This is a genomic window from Pseudomonas sp. AL03 (assembly GCF_029960815.1).
Lineage (GTDB): Bacteria > Pseudomonadota > Gammaproteobacteria > Pseudomonadales > Pseudomonadaceae > Aquipseudomonas.
The window spans coordinates 212,149-228,609 of record NZ_JASBRE010000001.1 but is presented as its reverse complement, the minus strand read 5'-3'; the positions used below and the strand labels follow the sequence as shown (position 1 = coordinate 228,609).

Genomic DNA, 16,461 nt, shown 5'->3' with positions numbered 1-16,461 from the left:
TCTTAAACCAGTGCAGACTGATAGCGCGTAGCGACTTCAGGCCAATTGATCACGTTGTAGAACGCGTTGATGTATTCCGGGCGACGGTTCTGATAACGCAGGTAATACGCATGCTCCCAAACATCCAGTCCGAGGATTGGCGTATTACCGTTCATCAACGGGCTGTCCTGATTACCGCTGCTTTCAACGACCAGCCTCTTTTGCGGCGTCACACTGAGCCACGCCCAGCCGCTGCCGAAACGCGTCAACGCGGCTTTGGTGAAGGCTTCCTTGAAACTGTCGATACCGCCGAGCTGTTCCTCAATCGCGCTTGCCAATTCACCTTCAGGGTTGCCGCCGCCGTTGGGCGCCATCACTTCCCAGAACAGCGAATGGTTGGCGTGACCACCGCCCTGATTGACTACTGCCGCACGAAGCTTTTCCGGCAGTTGCTGGATGCTGGCCACCAGTTTTCCCACTGGCCACTCGGCAAACTCGGTGCCTTCAACCGCAGCGTTGAGGTTGTTGATGTAGGTCTGGTGGTGCTTGGTGTAGTGGATTTCCATGGTCTGCGCATCGATGTGCGGTTCCAGGGCGTCGTAGGCGTATGGCAAGACAGGCAGGGTAAAAGCCATTTTCAATGAACTCCATGATGTAGAGGCGTAGGCGCTACGGCATCGATATGCAGCAAACGATGGGTGCGCGGATACTCGCCGTGTTCGCTGATGAAATTCAGCAGTTCGACGTAGGTCTTGCTGCTCTGGCGCAACGCTGCTTCGCGCAGGGCCGGCGCCAGTCGTGGGTCCTGCATGGCCTGCAACAACCGCTGATGGATGGCGCACAAGTACTCGGCACTCTCCTCCGGCTGGTTCAGACGCAAGTGAAGATCTGCCAGGTTGTGATGGGAAATCACGCAGGCCGCCACCGCTTCGTCGGCATCCGCCCAGCGCTCGAACAACACCTGAGCCAAGGCCAATGCCTGCAAGTAAGCCTCGCGGGCATCGACCAATTCGCCCAGCATGAAACAGCGATTAGCCCTTTCGATCGTGCGTTTCCAGTGCTCCATGGTGAGCCTCCAAAGCGGTTGCGGTGATTACACGCCGCCTGCGGTGAGTTTTTCCGGGTCCAGCAAGACCTCAAGCTGGCTGCGTGTCAGGTCGGTGTGTTCCAGAGCAACATCAATCACCGGCTGTCCTTGTTGATAGGCCTTCTTGGCGATCTCCGCGGCTTTTTGGTAACCAATGATCGGGTTGAGTGCGGTGACCAGGATCGGGTTGCGCGACAGCGCTTCCTTGAGCCTGGCTTCGTTGACCTTGAAGCTGGCGATGGCCTTTTCACCCAGCAGATGGCTGGAGTTGGCCAGCAACTCGATGCTGCTCAGCAGGTTCTGGGCGATGATCGGCAGCATCACGTTCAGCTCGAAATTACCCGACTGACCGGCGATGGTGATGACCGTGTCATTGCCGATGACTTGGGCGGCGACCATGGCGGTTGCTTCCGGGATCACCGGGTTGACCTTGCCAGGCATGATCGAAGAACCCGGCTGCAAGGCTTCGAGCTCGATTTCACCAAGGCCGGCCAGCGGGCCGGAGTTCATCCAGCGCAGGTCGTTGGCGATTTTCATCAGAGAAACGGCCGTGGCCTTGAGCTGACCCGAAACACTGACCGCCGTGTCCTGGGAGCCAATCAGTGCAAACAGATCCTTACCCGGTTTGAATTGCACCTGCGTCAGCGTGCTCAGTTGCTCACTGAAACGCGCCGCGAATTGCGGATGAGCATTGATTCCGGTGCCCACTGCCGTTCCGCCTTGAGCAAGGGATTGCAGGCTCGGCAGCAGATCTTGCAAATGAACGATGTTGGCCTTGAGCTGCTGCGCCCAACCGTTGAGCACCTGACTCATGCGCACCGGCATGGCGTCCATCAAGTGGGTGCGGCCGGTTTTGACGTGGTGATGAACCTCTTCGGCCTTGCGCTCGATCACCTGTACCAGACGCACCAGCGCCGGCAACAATTGCTCGTGCAACGCCAACGCAGCACTGACGTGAATGGTGGTAGGGATGATGTCGTTGCTGCTTTGGCCACAATTGACGTGATCGTTGGGGCTCACCGGTTCACCCAGCAGACGGCTGGCCAGGGTGGCGATCACTTCGTTGGCGTTCATGTTCGAACTGGTGCCGGAACCGGTCTGGAAGATATCCACCGGAAAATGCTGCATGAAGTCGCTTTGGAGCAGGCCCAGTGCCGCATCGACGATGGCTTTGCCCTGGGATTCGCTGATTTGCTTGAGTTCGACGTTGGCTCGGGCAGCGGCGGCCTTGGCCAGGATCAGCGCACGGATGAACTGCACAGGCATCGGTTTGCCGCTGATGGGGAAGTTATCCACCGCACGCTGGGTTTGTGCGCCATAGAGGGCGTCCACCGGGACCTGAAGTTCGCCCATGCTGTCGCGTTCGATACGAGTTTTACTCATCGGGAAATCCTTGCACCAGTTCTATGAGAGGAATCGAGGGCTGCAACTCGCAGGTCGCCAGTTGCCAGGTGTAGCTCTGCCAGCGCTTGAGGCGGCATTTGCACAGAGAGAGGCGTTCCAGGTCGCGCAACGGGCGCCAGGCCTGGTCCAGACAAAAAGTGCGCCAGTGCCAAGGCAACGCAACATCGGCGGCAGTGTCGAGCAACAAACGCAAAGAAGTTTCGGCGATGGTCCAGGGAGACGTTGCCGTGCAGCAGGCGAGATACCGACCTTCGGCCAGGTAATGTTCGATCAGGCGAGGCTCGTCAGGGTCCATTGCGCAACGGATCTGGCGACTCATCCAGCGCCAGCTTTCGAGGTAAGGCTGCTCGTGCAAGGCAGAACTCATGATCCGGGCTCATTCGGTAATGAGATTTATTATTAGATGATAATGAGAACCAAAACAACCCCGAGAAAATCAATACACAAAAAAGGCGCGCCGCCCAACGATGGGCGGCGCGCCTTTTTGCGTAACGGTTAAGCGTTAGCTACCCGCCACCGTCATCCGTTCGATCAGCACCGAACCTGTGCGAATGTTGCTGCGCAATTCCAGGTCATTACCCACCGCAACGATCTGTTTGAACATGTCACGCATATTGCCAGCGATGGTCACTTCCTGGACCGCAAACTGTATTTCCCCATTCTCGACCCAGTAACCCGCCGCGCCACGGGAGTAATCGCCAGTGACCATGTTCAGGCCCTGGCCCATCAATTCTGTGACCAGCAGGCCGCGGCCCATGCGTCGCAGCAAGGCTGCCTGGTCTTCGTCGCCATGGGTGACGAACAGGTTGTGCACCCCGCCGGCATTGGCGGTGCTCGGCATGCCCAGTTTGCGACCGGAATAGGTGCCGAGGATGTACGACACCAATACGCCGTTTTCGACGAATGGCTTGGCATAAGTCGCCAAACCATCGCCATCAAACGCCGAACTGCCCATCGCACGCATCAAGTGCGGACGCTCATCGAGGGTCAGCCATTCCGGGAACAACTTCTGCCCCAGCGTGCCTTCAAGGAACGACGATTTGCGATACAGGCTGCCACCGGAAATCGCCGAAAGGAAACTGCCGAACAAACCACCGGCCAGTTCCGCGGAAAACAGCACCGGCACTTCGCAGGTCGGTACCGGACGCGCACCCAGACGGCTCGCCGCCCGTTGCGCGGCACGCTGGCCGATGCTCACCGGGTCGGCCAGCAAGCTCCCCTGGCGGTTCACGTCGTACCAGTAATCGCGCTGCATCTGGCCGTCGGCCTCGGCAATCATCACGCAGCTCAAGCTGTGACGAGTCGACGCGTAACCGCCGATGAAACCGTGACTGTTGCCGTAAACAAGGCAGCCCTGGTGGGTGCTGAGGGTGGTGCCGTCGGCGTTCTTGATCCGGCTGTCGGTGGCAAACGCCGCCGCTTCACAGGCCAGGGCCTGCTCGATGGCTTGTTCCGGGGTGATGTCCCATTGATGGAACAGGTCAAAATCCTGCAGATCCTTGGCCATCAGCGCGGCGTCCGCCAGGCCCGAAGCTTCGTCTTCCGACGTGTGCTTGGCGATGGCCAATGCGGCGGCGACGGTTTCGCGAATCGCCTCCGGACCGCTGGCCGACGTGCTGGCCGAGCCTTTGCGCTGGCCAGCGTACAAGGTGATGCCAAAACCCTGATCGCGGTGGAATTCGACGGTTTCGACTTCACGCTGACGCACCGTGGTCGACAGGCCCTGCTCCAGGGACACGGCCACTTCACAGGCACTGGCACCCTGGCGCTTGGCTTCAGCGATGATCTGCTCGACTTGTTCTTGCAGTGCCGGCAACGCTTGTGGGCCGACGCTTTCAACTGCACTCATGCTGTTCTCCACTCAAATTCTGCTTTCGGCTGGGGCCTTCGAGCGACCGGGCCGGACAAGCGGCCCCCGACTGGTTATCATGGCGGCGTTTCTTTGCGGACGGCCACCATGGTTGATTCTTACGACGACTCCCTCGATACGGGAGAAAAAAGCAAATCCCAGGTTAAACGCGAGCTTCATGCTCTGGTTGACCTTGGCGAGCGCCTTACAACACTCAAGCCTGACTTGCTGGCAAAGCTGCCGTTGACCGACGCTTTGCGCCGGGCTCTGGGCGATGCCTCCAAGCACACCGCGAATATCGCGCGTAAACGGCACCTTATGTTCATCGGCAAACTGATGCGCGATCAGGACACTGACGCCATTCTGACTTTGCTCGATCAACTCGATGCCTCCACTCGGCAGTACAACGAACGTTTCCATGGTCTGGAACGCTGGCGCGATCGCTTGATCGCTGGCGACGACGGCGTTCTGGAGAAGTTCGTCATCGACTACCCGGAGGCTGATCGTCAGCAATTGCGCTCCCTGATCCGTCAGGCCCAGCACGAACTGGCGACCAACAAGCCACCGGCATCGAACCGTAAAATCTTCAAGTACATCCGTGAGCTGGACGAGACTCAACGCGGTTTGCGTTAAATCTCGAATCGGGTGAGCTGCATTGCAGTTCACCCGAAGCTCCATTTCTCAAGACCCTGTGCCACCCACAGTGATCGCATCGATTTTCAGGGTTGGCTGGCCGACACCCACCGGTACCGACTGCCCATCCTTGCCACACGTCCCCACGCCGCTGTCCAGCGCCAGATCGTTACCGACCATCGACACCTTGCTCATGGCTTCCGGGCCGTTGCCGATCAACGTCGCGCCTTTGACCGGGGCAGTAATCTTGCCGTCTTCGATCAAGTACGCCTCGCTGGTGGAGAACACGAACTTGCCGCTGGTGATGTCCACCTGACCGCCGCCAAGGTTGGCGCAGTAGATGCCGCGCTTCACCGAGGCGATGATTTCTGCCGGGTCGCTTTCGCCAGCGAGCATGTAGGTGTTGGTCATGCGCGGCATCGGCAGGTGCGCGTAGGATTCGCGGCGACCGTTACCGGTACGGGCCACGCCCATCAGGCGGGCGTTGAGCTTGTCCTGCATGTAGCCTTTGAGTACGCCGTTTTCGATCAGCGTGGTGCACTCGGTCGGCGTGCCCTCATCATCGACGTTCAGGGAACCGCGACGACCGGCCAGCGTGCCGTCATCGACGATGGTGCAAAGTTTGGACGCAACCATCTCGCCCATGCGCCCGCTGTAGGCGGAACTGCCCTTGCGGTTGAAGTCGCCTTCCAGACCGTGGCCGACCGCTTCGTGCAGCAACACGCCGGACCAGCCGGAACCGAGCACCACCGGTAACGTACCGGCCGGCGCCGGGATGGCCTCCAGATTCACCAGTGCCTGACGCAACGCTTCACGGGCATAGCCCATGGCACGGTCATCGCTGAGGAAATAGCGGTAATCGGTACGACCGCCACCGCCATGACCGCCGCGCTCACGACGACCGTTCTGTTCGACGATCACGCTGACGTTAAAGCGCACCAACGGCCGTACATCGGCGGCCAGGCCGCCATCGGTGGAAGCCACGAGGATTCGCTCCCAGACGCCGGCCATGCTCACGGTGACTTGCTGGATACGCGGATCGAGGGCGCGAGTCGCGACGTCGATGCGTTTGAGCAATTCGACCTTCTCGGCACGGGTCATCACTTCCAGTGGGTTGTCCGGCCCGTACAACTGGGCGACATCCTGAGTGGTGAACGCTTGCACCGCGCCGTTCTGCCCGGCGCGGGAGATCGAACGCGCAGCACGGGCCGCAGCGCCAAGGGCTTCGAGGGTAATGGCATTGCTGTAGGCAAAACCGGTTTTCTCACCCGATTGCGCTCGCACACCGACACCTTGGTCGAGATTGAAGCTGCCTTCCTTGACGATCCCGTCTTCCAGCGCCCAGGACTCGGAGATCTGCCCCTGGAAATACAGGTCGGCGGCATCGATGCCAGGGCCGGCCAAATCGCCGAGCACACCTTGCAGGCTCTCGATCGTTACGCCGCCGGGCGCCAGGAGGTGTTCACTGACTGAGGACAACAACTCGCTCATATGCTTTACGCCTTAAATTCGTCGTTCCGGGCAGGTCGCTGTGCGCCCTGCGAGAAAAAGCGCCGGTGACTGGACACCGGCATCCGCGCCCGGATGGACGCCTGTTCGCTGCTATCGCGTTCGGCCAGCAGCACGGCCTCACCTTGGTCCTGCTGCGCCAACACACGTCCCCATGGGTCGATGATTGCCGCATGACCCCAGGTTTCTCGCGGCCCCGGATGGGTTCCACCCTGAGCGGCAGCGAGCACATAACATTGAGTTTCGATGGCCCGCGCGCGAATCAATACATCCCAATGCGCCGCGCCGGTCACCGCGGTAAAGGCCGACGGCGCGGTAATCAACTGCGCACCGGCAGCGCGTAATTCGCTGTACAGCTCCGGGAAGCGCAGGTCGTAACACACGGTCAGCCCGACTCGACCGACGGGCGTGTCCGCCACCACCACCCCACTGCCATAAGCATAGTCATCGGACTCGCGATAACGCCCGCGATTGTCCGCCACATCGACGTCGAAGAGGTGCAACTTGTCATACCGTGCAACGATTTCGCCGTGATCATTCACCAGCAACGAGCAGGCATGCACTTTCGCCATCGGCTGGTCTGCCGGCGGCAACGGCAACGTGCCGGCCACTATCCATAACGTGAGGTCGCGGGCGGTCTGTTTCAACCATGGCAGGATCGGGCCTTCGCCCGACGCCTCGGCGCGGCCGATGTCGCCAATGTCGCGACGGCCCATGGCGGCGAAGTTTTCCGGCAGGACGGCGAGCTGCGCACCACCGGCCGCGGCCTGCTCAAGCAGACGACGGGCCTGGGCCAGGTTGGCCAGCACATCGCTCTGGCTGACCATTTGAATCACCGCTACAGACATGGCCTTTTCCTTATTGAGATTCGTACGACTACCTGTAGCAGCTGGCGCAGCCTGCGTTCGGCTGCGCAGCAGTCGTAAAATCAGGCAACGTGGTCTGTCAGGTAAACCGTGCATCCAGGATTTACGACTGCTGCACAGCCGAACGCAGGCTTCGCCAGCTGCTATAAGGGACTTGCGTCGCCACATAAAAGTCTTTGGCCATGCTACTCCATCGGCCAAAGACATGGCTTTTCAAAAAGGCTTGTCGAAGGTGATTTTCGGCTCTTTCCACGGCCCCTTGACGGTGTATTTTACGCTCGCGAAGCGCGCTACGCGGTCACCGATCAGCTTGTCGATCAAGAACAGCGCGCCACCGATAGCCGGTGCGCCGACAATCAGCGCAGCAATCGGCAGGTTATTGGTCACAGGCAAGGTCACCAGCAACTTGGCATCGACCTTATCGCCCACCAGGTCCAGGGTGCCAGCGAGCTCAATATTGCTCGATGGACCGGTCATCAGGATCGGCTCACGCGTCACGTATACGCCGTTGGTCGCGACCAGCAGGCCTTTGACCCGGTCGTAACTCAAGCCTTTGCCGAACAGGTCGGAGAAGTCCAGGCGCAGCCGGCGGCCGATGGAATTGAAGTTCAGCAAGCCAAACACTCGCAATGCCTGGGCGCTGCCCTCTATTTCAACAAACTGGCCTTTGTTCAGCGAAGCATCGAGGGTTCCGGAGAAGCGCTTGGTAGCCAGCCAGGCTGGCGAACCGGGCCAGCGACCATCGACATCCATATGAAATTCTTCACTGGTGACACTCGGCGCAAAGCCCCAGCCCTTCAGCACATCGGCGAGATTCTTACCGCTGATCCGGCCCCTGTACCAACTGCTGCTGGAACCGGGCATGCCTTCCCAACCGCCGCTGCCCTGCAAGAGAATACCCTTGAGGCCCAGATCCAGTGTGGTAAGCGCAATGCCCTTGGCGGTCGGCCGGACTTTCAGGTACCAGGCCCCGACGAGGTCCTTCCCCTGGAAAAGCTGATTGATGGTAACGTCAAGCGCCGGAATCTTCGTCGGATCGACCGTGGCCAGCGGATCTGGCGAGTTTTCGTCGGCCAGGACCGTCGGGTCTGGCGCTGGCAATCGCACGTATTGCAGATTGATCGCAATCGGCGCGGCTTTCGCATCGGGGAGGCTGGCGCTGCCCTTGACCTGCTGACTGTCGAGTTGCAAGGCCCACGCGGCAGGTTTGCGGTTCAACTGTACGGAAACCTGATCGAGCGTGGTCCCGATACCGCTGAGTTTGCCGACCTTGAAGTCCGCGCTGCTGAGCAACTGTTTGGCGCTGCCGCCCGGGTCCTGGCCAGCATACTTGTCCACCAGATCCTTCCACGGGCCGACATCCAGTTCCGACAGTACGCCTCGAACTCGCAAGCCCTTGGCGCCGGGCAACACGGCATTGCCGCCCCCCAGGAACAACTCGCCACGTCCGTCGGCAAAATTGCCGGCCGGTGCCGCAAACGTGAAGCTCGCCAGATCACCGTAGCTGACCCAGTAGCGCCGCTCCGGCCCCTGCAGGGTCATGCGGAACGTGGTGTCGCGGCCCACATCGGCAGCCAAGCCGAACGGCGCCGGCAAATCGATTGCTACGCCCTTGAGGTTGGAGTTGACCATCAATTGACTGTCGGCCCCATCAAGGTTCAGTTGCAGCTGATAAGGGATCATACCGGCCACTGGCAACGGCTGAGTAACGCTCAGCCAGTCAGTAAGCTTCTTGACCTCGACCTGACCCGAGGCGGTAACGCGAGTCTTGAGGTTACCCGGGCTGCCATCGGCAAAAATCTGTGCGGTCACTGGTTTATCAAAGGCGCGCGCGGTGATGTTTTGTCCGCTCAACCCCTTGGTGCTGTCGAAACGGAAATCGCCCTTGAGCTGAGTCAGCTCCAGGGTTGGCTCGGCCAGTTTCAGACGGGCTTTGGCGGTCTTGAAGTTGACGAGGATCTTCGGCTGCTCGCCTTTAACCAGCGGAATATCCAGTTTCAGTTTGCCTTGCAGATCGCCCTCGCCTTCCCAGCCGGCAAAGGTGGTTGCGGTGCCGATCGGTGCTTCCTGGAGAATCTTCAGTCCATCGCCCAGCCCGCCGGCGAACCCACCGTCGAGGAACAGGTGGACGTTTTGCCCCGCAGGCACATGGGGAATATTGACGTAAATGTCGCTGACCTGGGTATTGAGCAACTGACCCTTGCTGGCCAAGACCCGCACGCCGCTGTCTTCAACAAACACATCACCCGTGACCTTGCTGACAGGTGGCCAGCCTGGCTGGAAGGCCAGTTCGGCATCGTGAACCTTGAAGAACAGGCTGATGCTGCGCGCAGTCTCGGCGGCACCGTGGTTCAACGACCCTTGGTACTGGAAGAACCCTTCGTCCACCGCACCTTTGAGAATGGCCGTACGCAGCCATTCGTCCAGCGCCGGGCTGAGCATTTGCGGCAGGTACTTGGCGGTGTATCGACCGTCGCCGTCCACCAGACCGACCCGCAGGTCCATGTAGTCTTCCTGGGTGTGATCGAAATGCAGGCGGATCAGAAAGTCGCCGGCAATCTTGCCTTCTTCACCCAGTACCTTCAGGTACGGTGCGATCAAGGTGAAGGCGTCTTTGTCGAGTTTCCAGGTCAGCCGGGCATTGGCCTGAATGTATTGCCATGGCTTAGCGAAGATCGGGTCCAGATGCAGGGAAAAATCCTTGCTGTCCATGCGCAGCTCGCCACCGCCCAGATCACCGCTGATGCTGCCACTGACATTGCGCGCGGCCGGGGCACCGTGATAGGCATCGAAGCCGACCCGATCCAGATTGGCGGCAAAGCCGAACTTGCTGTCGTCGGTGGCATTGGGCCGGAAGTCGATCAGCACGTTGCGCAGGCCACCTGTCACTTTGAGTCGCTCGACGGCCGTGGCAACGCCTTCGGGCAGCGGCCCCAAGGCATTCAGTACCGGGGTGATCGGGGTGAGGTCAAGGCGGTCGGCTTGCAGATGCCAAAGCTCTTCAATCTTGTCGGTAGCCGCGCTTTGTTTGAGTTGCAGATGCGTTTCCCAGCGGGTATCGCCAAGGTTCATGGCCAGGGAATCCAGGGTGATAAGGACGCCTTCGGCGCCGCGCTGGAAGTAGCCGTTCAGCGCCAGATTATTGATCTTGATCGGCTTGCGCTCAGCGTAGGCACCCTTGAGTTGCGGCGCGTTCAAGCGTATCGCACCACTTTGCAGGGCGCCCTTGCCCCAGCTCACCCAGAGCTCGCCACCGGCCTTGATCTCGGAGAAATTCCATTGCTGGGTCAGGCGCTCAGGCAACCACTTCGACCAGTCGCTTTGTGGCAGGCTCAGATAGGCATCCGCTTCGCCGTCCTTCCACTCGCTGGCGCGTAGACGGGTGCGCAGACTCATGGCCACCGGTTGGCCGTCGGGCAGGGTCAGGCGAACGTCGAGTCGCTGACGCGACGCGCCGGTTCGCAGATTCAGGCCGACGTAAGTCAGGGTCAGGGGCTGCTCTTTCAGAGGCTGCAAAGTGACCTGGCTATCGAGCACCGACAGCCGCTGAACCATTTGCATTCGGTTGAGCAATTGCGCCGGATCCAGCGGCTGATCCTGCTGCACCGGCAAACCTTCCAGCGCCCAATGGCCGTCCTCGCCTTCTTTGAGGCTGATCTTCAGGCCGCTGAGTTCAAGGTGAGCGATGCGTACTTCGCGAGCCAGCAGGCTGGCCCACAGATCCGGCACCACGCGAACCTGATCCAGACGCAGGGCATTGGCGCCCTCGCCGACCATGACGTCGTGAGCCAGCATCATCGGCGCAAAGCCGCTCCAGTTGCCTTCAAGTTTGCCGATACTCAGCGGCATGCCCAAGGCAGCACTGGCTTTAGCTTCGACCTCGGCACGGTACTCGGCCACCAGCGGCGTCAGCTCTCGGCCGAGGCTGACGTACAACGCCATCAACACCAATACCAACGCGCACAGGCCCAGACCCCAGCGGGTCAATGCGGCCAAAATGCGTGTCAGACGCTCCATGTCAGTTGGCTCCCATGGCAAAAATACTGCAAAAAGCTGAGGCCAGCCGTTCTAGTAGGTTAGAAATACAACGATTCAGAGCAGCACCACGTCGTATTGTTCCTGGGAGTACATGGTTTCCACCTGGAACCGAATGGTGCGCCCGATAAAACCTTCGAGCTCGGCGACATTGCCCGATTCTTCATCGAGCAGACGGTCGACCACTTTCTGGTTTGCCAATACACGATAGCCTTCCGCCTGATAGGCGCGAGCCTCTCGGAGGATTTCGCGGAAAATCTCGTAGCAAACGGTTTCCGGCGTCTTGAGCTTGCCGCGACCCTGACAGCTGCTGCACGGCTCGCACAGCACTTGTTCGAGACTTTCGCGGGTGCGCTTGCGAGTCATCTGCACAAGGCCCAGCTCGGTGATGCCGATGATGTTGGTCTTGGCGTGATCGCGCTCCAGTTGCTTCTCGAGTGTGCGCAGCACCTGACGCTGGTGCTCTTCATCTTCCATGTCGATGAAATCGATGATGATGATCCCGCCCAGGTTGCGCAGGCGCAGCTGACGAGCGATGGCGGTTGCCGCTTCGAGGTTGGTCTTGAAGATGGTTTCTTCGAGGTTGCGATGACCGACGAACGCCCCGGTGTTGACGTCGATAGTGCTCATGGCTTCCGCCGGATCGACCACCAGATAACCGCCGGACTTCAGCGGGACTTTGCGTTCCAGGGCTTTCTGAATCTCGTCTTCGACGCCGTACAGGTCGAAGATCGGCCGTTCCCCCGGGTAATGCTCAAGACGATCGGCGATTTCCGGCATCAGTTCAGCGACAAACTGTGTGGTTTTCTGGAAGGTTTCCCGGGAGTCGATCCTGATCTTCTCGATCTTCGGGCTCACCAGGTCACGCAAGGTGCGCAGCGCCAGGCCGAGATCTTCGTAGATCACACTGGGTGCGCTGATGGTTTTGATCTGCTCGTTGATCTGATCCCAGAGACGGCGCAGGTAGCGGATGTCCATGAGGATTTCATCGGCGCCGGCACCTTCGGCGGCGGTACGCAGGATGAAGCCTCCCGCCTCTTTGATGCCTTCTTTGGCCACGCAATCGGTGACCACTTGCTTGAGTCGATCGCGCTCGGCTTCGTCTTCGATCTTCAATGAAATGCCGACGTGCGCAGTGCGCGGCATGTACACCAGATAACGCGACGGAATCGACAGCTGAGTCGTCAGGCGTGCGCCTTTGGAGCCGATCGGGTCCTTGGTGACTTGCACCACCAGGCTCTGGCCTTCGTGAACCAGCGCGCTGATGCTCTCCACCGCAGGGCCTTCGCGCAGGGAAATTTCCGAGGCATGAATGAACGCGGCGCGGTCCAGACCAATGTCGACGAATGCCGCCTGCATGCCCGGCAAGACCCGCACGACCTTGCCTTTATAGATGTTGCCGACGATCCCGCGTTTTTGCGTGCGCTCGACGTGGACCTCTTGCAGAACACCGTTTTCAACCACCGCCACGCGCGATTCCATCGGCGTGATGTTGATCAGGATCTCTTCACTCATGGCAGGGTCTCGTTCAGGCATGTTCACGATAATGGCCGCATCTTGTCAGTACGACGCTCAACGCGCGTTAAGGGTTTGCCAACAGGGTATGCCGAAATGGCCGAGCAGCTCAGCGGTTTCGCACAGCGGCAACCCGACCACCGCCGAGTAACTGCCATTGAGGCCGGCGACAAACACTGCGCCGAGCCCTTGAATGCCATAGCCGCCGGCCTTGTCCTGCGGCTCGCCGCTGGCCCAGTAGGCCACCGCTTCATCACGACTGATGTTGCGAAAACGCACCAGACTGCGCACGACCCGAGACTCGCAACGCTCACCCTCTCGCACCGCAATCGCCGTCAGGACTTCATGCTCACAACCGGACAACAACATAAGCATGGCGCACGCTTGCGCTTCATCAACCGGTTTGCCAAGAATTTTCCCGTCCAGTACCACGGCGGTATCGGCGCCCAGCACGCAAAAATCTGCCTCGGACACGACAGTCCCGCGCCCGGCCTCGGCTTTGCCGCGCGCCAGGCGCTCGACGTAAGCCGACGGGGATTCATCACTTAAAGGGGTTTCATCGATGTCCGCGCTGATGGCGCAGAACGGCACGCCGATCTGCGTGAGCAGTTCACGCCGACGCGGCGAGCCTGAGGCCAGATATAGCTGTTTCATCAAGACATCTCCCTGTCCAGTGCCCTGGTGCGGGCAAATGCCTGACCGAATTAATTGATTTTGTAGCGTCGACGCAAACCGCGCAAACCGTAGCTGATCCACGGCCACAGCAATGCACTGACCAGGGCCGGCAAGACCAGCGCCAGCGTCGGCTGACGATTGCCGGTCAGGGCGCTGAGCCATAATTGAACAAGCTGCGCGAGGCCGAAGATCACCAGGATCACCAGGCTCTGTTGCCACATCGGGAACATGCGCAGGCGCTGTTGCAGCGCCAGCACCAGATACGTGATCAGCGTCAGGATCAACGCGTTCTGGCCCAGCAGCGTGCCATAAAGCACGTCTTCGGCCAGGCCCAGGCACCACGCGGTGACCATCCCGACTTTCTGTGGCATGGCCAACGCCCAGAACGCCAGCAACAGGGCCAGCCACAGAGGACGGAGGATTTCCATGAATTGCGGCAGCGGCGAAATGCTGAGCAGCAGGCCGATGGCGAAGGTCAGCCAGACGATCCAGCCGTTTCGGGATGCAGTAGCACCGACCATTATTCTCGTCCCCCAGTGGTAGCCGGCGCGGAGACAGGCGGTTTGGCAGCAGGCTTCACGGCAGCAGAATGAGTTGCCACAGGTTTGGCCGGGGTTGCGGCAGCCGGGGCAGTCGTCGGCGCAACCGGAGTCGCGGGCGCAGCAACAGCAGCCGGAACGATGGCAGGTTTGGGCACGGTCGCTGGAATGATGGGCCCACCACCGTGCTGGTCCAGAGCCTCTTGCGCCTGGGCGGCTTCATTGGCGCGCTCTTCGGCTGTGCGGCCGTCGGTGAACACCAGCAGCAGGTAACGGCTGCGGTTCAAGGCGGCGGTCGGAACGGCACGTACAATGGCGAACGGCTGACCGGAATCGTGAATCACTTCCTTGACCGTCGCCACCGGGTAACCCGCCGGGAACCGCTGACCCAGACCGGAGCTGACCAGCAGATCGCCTTCTTTAATGTCGGCGGTATCGGCCACGTGACGCAGCTCCAGGCGTTCCGGGTTGCCGGTGCCGCTGGCAATCGCCCGCAGGCCGTTGCGGTTCACCTGCACCGGAATGCTGTGAGTGGTGTCGGTCAGCAGCAGCACACGAGAGGTGTACGGCATCAACTCGACCACCTGGCCCATCAGGCCACGGGCATCAAGTACCGGCTGACCAAGGACCACACCGTCACGCTCACCTTTATTGATGATGATGCGATGGGTGAAGGGATTGGGGTCCATGCCGATCAACTCGGCCACTTCGACCTTCTCGTTGACCAGTGCGGAGGAGTTGAGCAACTCGCGCAGCCGAACGTTCTGCTCGGTGAGGGCGGCAAGCTTTTGCATGCGGCCCTGCAACAGCAGGTTTTCGGTTTTGAGTTTTTCGTTTTCGGCGACGAGCTCGGTTCGGCTGCCAAATTGGCTGGACACACCCTGCCATAGCCGCTGCGGCAGGTCGGTGATCCAGTAGGACTGCATCAGCACCAGCGACATTTGGCTACGCACCGGCTTGAGCAGTGTGAAGCGGGCATCGACCACCATCAGTGCGACCGATAGCACGACCAGCACCAACAAGCGCACGCCCAGTGAAGGCCCTTTGGTGAAAAGCGGTTTAATAAGCCGCTCCTCCCAGGCAAATGTTCTCTTTATTCATACGGCATCAAACCGGCCTGGATGCAGACTGACAGAAGATATACGCCAACAGGCAGCACTGCAAAGTGCTGCCTGTGCGCCAACAGCATAGATGCGACCGGCGAAATCACTCGCTGGAAAGCAGGTCCATGGTGTGTTTATCCATCATTTCCAATGCACGGCCACCGCCGCGAGCAACGCAGGTCAGCGGGTCTTCGGCAACGATCACCGGCAGACCGGTTTCCTGCGCCAGCAACTTGTCGAGGTCACGCAGCAAGGCGCCACCACCGGTCAGCACCAGACCACGCTCGGCGATATCGGAAGCCAGTTCTGGAGGCGATTGCTCCAGCGCACTTTTCACAGCCTGAACGATGGTGGCCAGGGACTCTTGCAGAGCTTCCAGCACTTCATTGGAGTTCAGGGTGAATGCGCGTGGAACGCCTTCGGCCAGGTTACGGCCACGAACGTCGACTTCGCGAACTTCGCCGCCCGGGTAGGCTGTACCGATTTCCTGCTTGATGCGCTCGGCCGTGGATTCGCCGATCAGGCTGCCGTAGTTGCGACGCACGTAAGTGATGATCGCTTCGTCGAAGCGGTCGCCGCCAACCCGTACGGATTCGGCGTAAACCACACCGTTCAGGGAGATCAGTGCGATTTCAGTAGTACCACCACCGATATCGACAACCATCGAGCCGCGAGCTTCTTCAACCGGCAGGCCGGCACCGATCGCAGCAGCCATTGGCTCTTCGATCAGGAACACTTCACGGGCACCGGCACCGAGGGCCGATTCACGGATGGCACGACGCTCAACCTGGGTGGATTTGCACGGAACGCAGATCAACACACGAGGGCTAGGCTGCAGGAAGCTGTTTTCGTGAACCTTGTTGATAAAGTACTGCAGCATCTTTTCGCAAACGCTGAAGTCGGCGATCACGCCGTCCTTCATCGGACGAATGGCAGCAATGTTGCCCGGCGTACGGCCGAGCATGCGCTTGGCCTCGGTGCCGACAGCAACGACACTTTTCTGGTTACCGTGTGTCCGAATAGCCACAACCGAGGGCTCATTCAGGACGATACCGCGCTCGCGCACGTAAATAAGGGTGTTGGCAGTGCCCAGGTCAATGGAAAGATCGCTGGAAAACATGCCACGCAGTTTCTTGAACATGGGAAAGGGACCCTAGGCAACGCGTGGGTAAAAAAGTGCGGCAAACTCTAACAACGACAGGGATTTTGGGCAAGGCGCCAATATGTTAAATTGGCCGCTTTTCTGTGCACCAACCCCCACAATCGC

General features: G+C 60.0%; 14 protein-coding genes. 1 reads left to right on the top strand and 13 read right to left on the bottom strand.

What is annotated here, in order from left to right; all coding sequences use genetic code 11:
* Nucleotides 1-2: 2 nt before the first annotated feature.
* The 5 genes from QK293_RS00965 to pmbA all read right to left on the bottom strand — a co-directional run bounded on the left by QK293_RS00965 (nt 3) and on the right by pmbA (nt 4,319).
* Complete coding sequence (locus QK293_RS00965) at nt 3-614, bottom strand: superoxide dismutase (RefSeq protein WP_282375084.1); 612 nt, start codon at nt 612-614, stop codon at nt 3-5.
* Nucleotides 615-616: 2 nt separating this feature from the next.
* Nucleotides 617-1,045, bottom strand: coding sequence for a hypothetical protein (locus tag QK293_RS00960; protein ID WP_282375083.1), 429 nt, complete (start codon nt 1,043-1,045; stop codon nt 617-619).
* A gap of 27 nt (nt 1,046-1,072) precedes the next feature.
* Complete coding sequence (locus QK293_RS00955) at nt 1,073-2,449, bottom strand: class II fumarate hydratase (protein WP_282375081.1); 1,377 nt, start codon at nt 2,447-2,449, stop codon at nt 1,073-1,075.
* Complete coding sequence (locus QK293_RS00950; protein WP_282375080.1) at nt 2,442-2,837, bottom strand: FagA protein; 396 nt, start codon at nt 2,835-2,837, stop codon at nt 2,442-2,444. The genes QK293_RS00955 and QK293_RS00950 overlap by 8 nt, the downstream gene beginning before the upstream one ends.
* A gap of 135 nt (nt 2,838-2,972) precedes the next feature.
* Nucleotides 2,973-4,319, bottom strand: a complete 1,347-nt coding sequence (gene pmbA / locus QK293_RS00945; RefSeq protein ID WP_282375077.1) for a metalloprotease PmbA — start codon at nt 4,317-4,319, stop codon at nt 2,973-2,975.
* Between the two features lie 108 nt (nt 4,320-4,427).
* On the opposite strand from pmbA, the gene yjgA reads away from it, so the two are divergent.
* Nucleotides 4,428-4,952, top strand: a complete 525-nt coding sequence (gene yjgA, locus QK293_RS00940) for a ribosome biogenesis factor YjgA (protein WP_282375075.1) — start codon at nt 4,428-4,430, stop codon at nt 4,950-4,952.
* A gap of 48 nt (nt 4,953-5,000) precedes the next feature.
* On the opposite strand, the gene tldD is transcribed toward yjgA, so the two are convergent.
* The 8 genes from tldD to mreB all read right to left on the bottom strand — a co-directional run bounded on the left by tldD (nt 5,001) and on the right by mreB (nt 16,335).
* Nucleotides 5,001-6,443 (bottom strand): metalloprotease TldD, encoded by a 1,443-nt coding sequence (tldD, locus tag QK293_RS00935; protein ID WP_282375074.1) that lies wholly within the window; start codon nt 6,441-6,443, stop codon nt 5,001-5,003.
* A gap of 5 nt (nt 6,444-6,448) precedes the next feature.
* Entirely contained in the window at nt 6,449-7,309 is an 861-nt protein-coding gene (locus QK293_RS00930; protein ID WP_282375073.1) for a carbon-nitrogen hydrolase family protein, read from the bottom strand.
* Nucleotides 7,310-7,540: 231 nt separating this feature from the next.
* Nucleotides 7,541-11,344 (bottom strand): YhdP family protein, encoded by a 3,804-nt coding sequence (locus QK293_RS00925; RefSeq protein WP_282375072.1) that lies wholly within the window; start codon nt 11,342-11,344, stop codon nt 7,541-7,543.
* Between the two features lie 75 nt (nt 11,345-11,419).
* Nucleotides 11,420-12,877: a ribonuclease G gene (gene rng / locus QK293_RS00920; protein ID WP_282375071.1), complete on the bottom strand. Its 1,458-nt coding sequence runs from the start codon at nt 12,875-12,877 to the stop codon at nt 11,420-11,422.
* Between the two features lie 57 nt (nt 12,878-12,934).
* Nucleotides 12,935-13,531, bottom strand: coding sequence for a Maf family protein (locus QK293_RS00915; protein WP_282375070.1), 597 nt, complete (start codon nt 13,529-13,531; stop codon nt 12,935-12,937).
* A 50-nt stretch (nt 13,532-13,581) separates the two neighbouring features.
* On the bottom strand, nt 13,582-14,073 hold the full coding sequence (gene mreD / locus QK293_RS00910; RefSeq protein WP_282375069.1) for a rod shape-determining protein MreD: 492 nt from the start codon (nt 14,071-14,073) through the stop codon (nt 13,582-13,584).
* Nucleotides 14,073-15,155, bottom strand: a complete 1,083-nt coding sequence (gene mreC, locus QK293_RS00905) for a rod shape-determining protein MreC (RefSeq protein ID WP_282375326.1) — start codon at nt 15,153-15,155, stop codon at nt 14,073-14,075. The genes mreD and mreC overlap by 1 nt, the downstream gene beginning before the upstream one ends.
* Before the next feature lie 142 nt (nt 15,156-15,297).
* On the bottom strand, nt 15,298-16,335 hold the full coding sequence (gene mreB, locus QK293_RS00900) for a rod shape-determining protein MreB (protein WP_002555108.1): 1,038 nt from the start codon (nt 16,333-16,335) through the stop codon (nt 15,298-15,300).
* Nucleotides 16,336-16,461: the final 126 nt, after the last annotated feature.

Bases quoted from the DNA above. Each gene is read 5' to 3' on its own strand.
- mreB (WP_002555108.1), bottom strand. From the start codon at position 16,335: ATGTTCAAGAAACTGCGTGGCATGTTTTCCAGCGATCTTTCCATTGAC.
- QK293_RS00955 (WP_282375081.1), bottom strand. From the start codon at position 2,449: ATGAGTAAAACTCGTATCGAACGCGACAGCATGGGCGAACTTCAGGTC.
- QK293_RS00960 (WP_282375083.1), bottom strand. From the start codon at position 1,045: ATGGAGCACTGGAAACGCACGATCGAAAGGGCTAATCGCTGTTTCATG.
- pmbA (WP_282375077.1), bottom strand. From the start codon at position 4,319: ATGAGTGCAGTTGAAAGCGTCGGCCCACAAGCGTTGCCGGCACTGCAA.
- tldD (WP_282375074.1), bottom strand. From the start codon at position 6,443: ATGAGCGAGTTGTTGTCCTCAGTCAGTGAACACCTCCTGGCGCCCGGC.
- QK293_RS00925 (WP_282375072.1), bottom strand. From the start codon at position 11,344: ATGGAGCGTCTGACACGCATTTTGGCCGCATTGACCCGCTGGGGTCTG.
- yjgA (WP_282375075.1), top strand. From the start codon at position 4,428: ATGGTTGATTCTTACGACGACTCCCTCGATACGGGAGAAAAAAGCAAA.
- mreD (WP_282375069.1), bottom strand. From the start codon at position 14,073: ATGGTCGGTGCTACTGCATCCCGAAACGGCTGGATCGTCTGGCTGACC.
- QK293_RS00950 (WP_282375080.1), bottom strand. From the start codon at position 2,837: ATGAGTTCTGCCTTGCACGAGCAGCCTTACCTCGAAAGCTGGCGCTGG.
- rng (WP_282375071.1), bottom strand. From the start codon at position 12,877: ATGAGTGAAGAGATCCTGATCAACATCACGCCGATGGAATCGCGCGTG.
- QK293_RS00965 (WP_282375084.1), bottom strand. From the start codon at position 614: ATGGCTTTTACCCTGCCTGTCTTGCCATACGCCTACGACGCCCTGGAA.
- QK293_RS00930 (WP_282375073.1), bottom strand. From the start codon at position 7,309: ATGTCTGTAGCGGTGATTCAAATGGTCAGCCAGAGCGATGTGCTGGCC.
- QK293_RS00915 (WP_282375070.1), bottom strand. From the start codon at position 13,531: ATGAAACAGCTATATCTGGCCTCAGGCTCGCCGCGTCGGCGTGAACTG.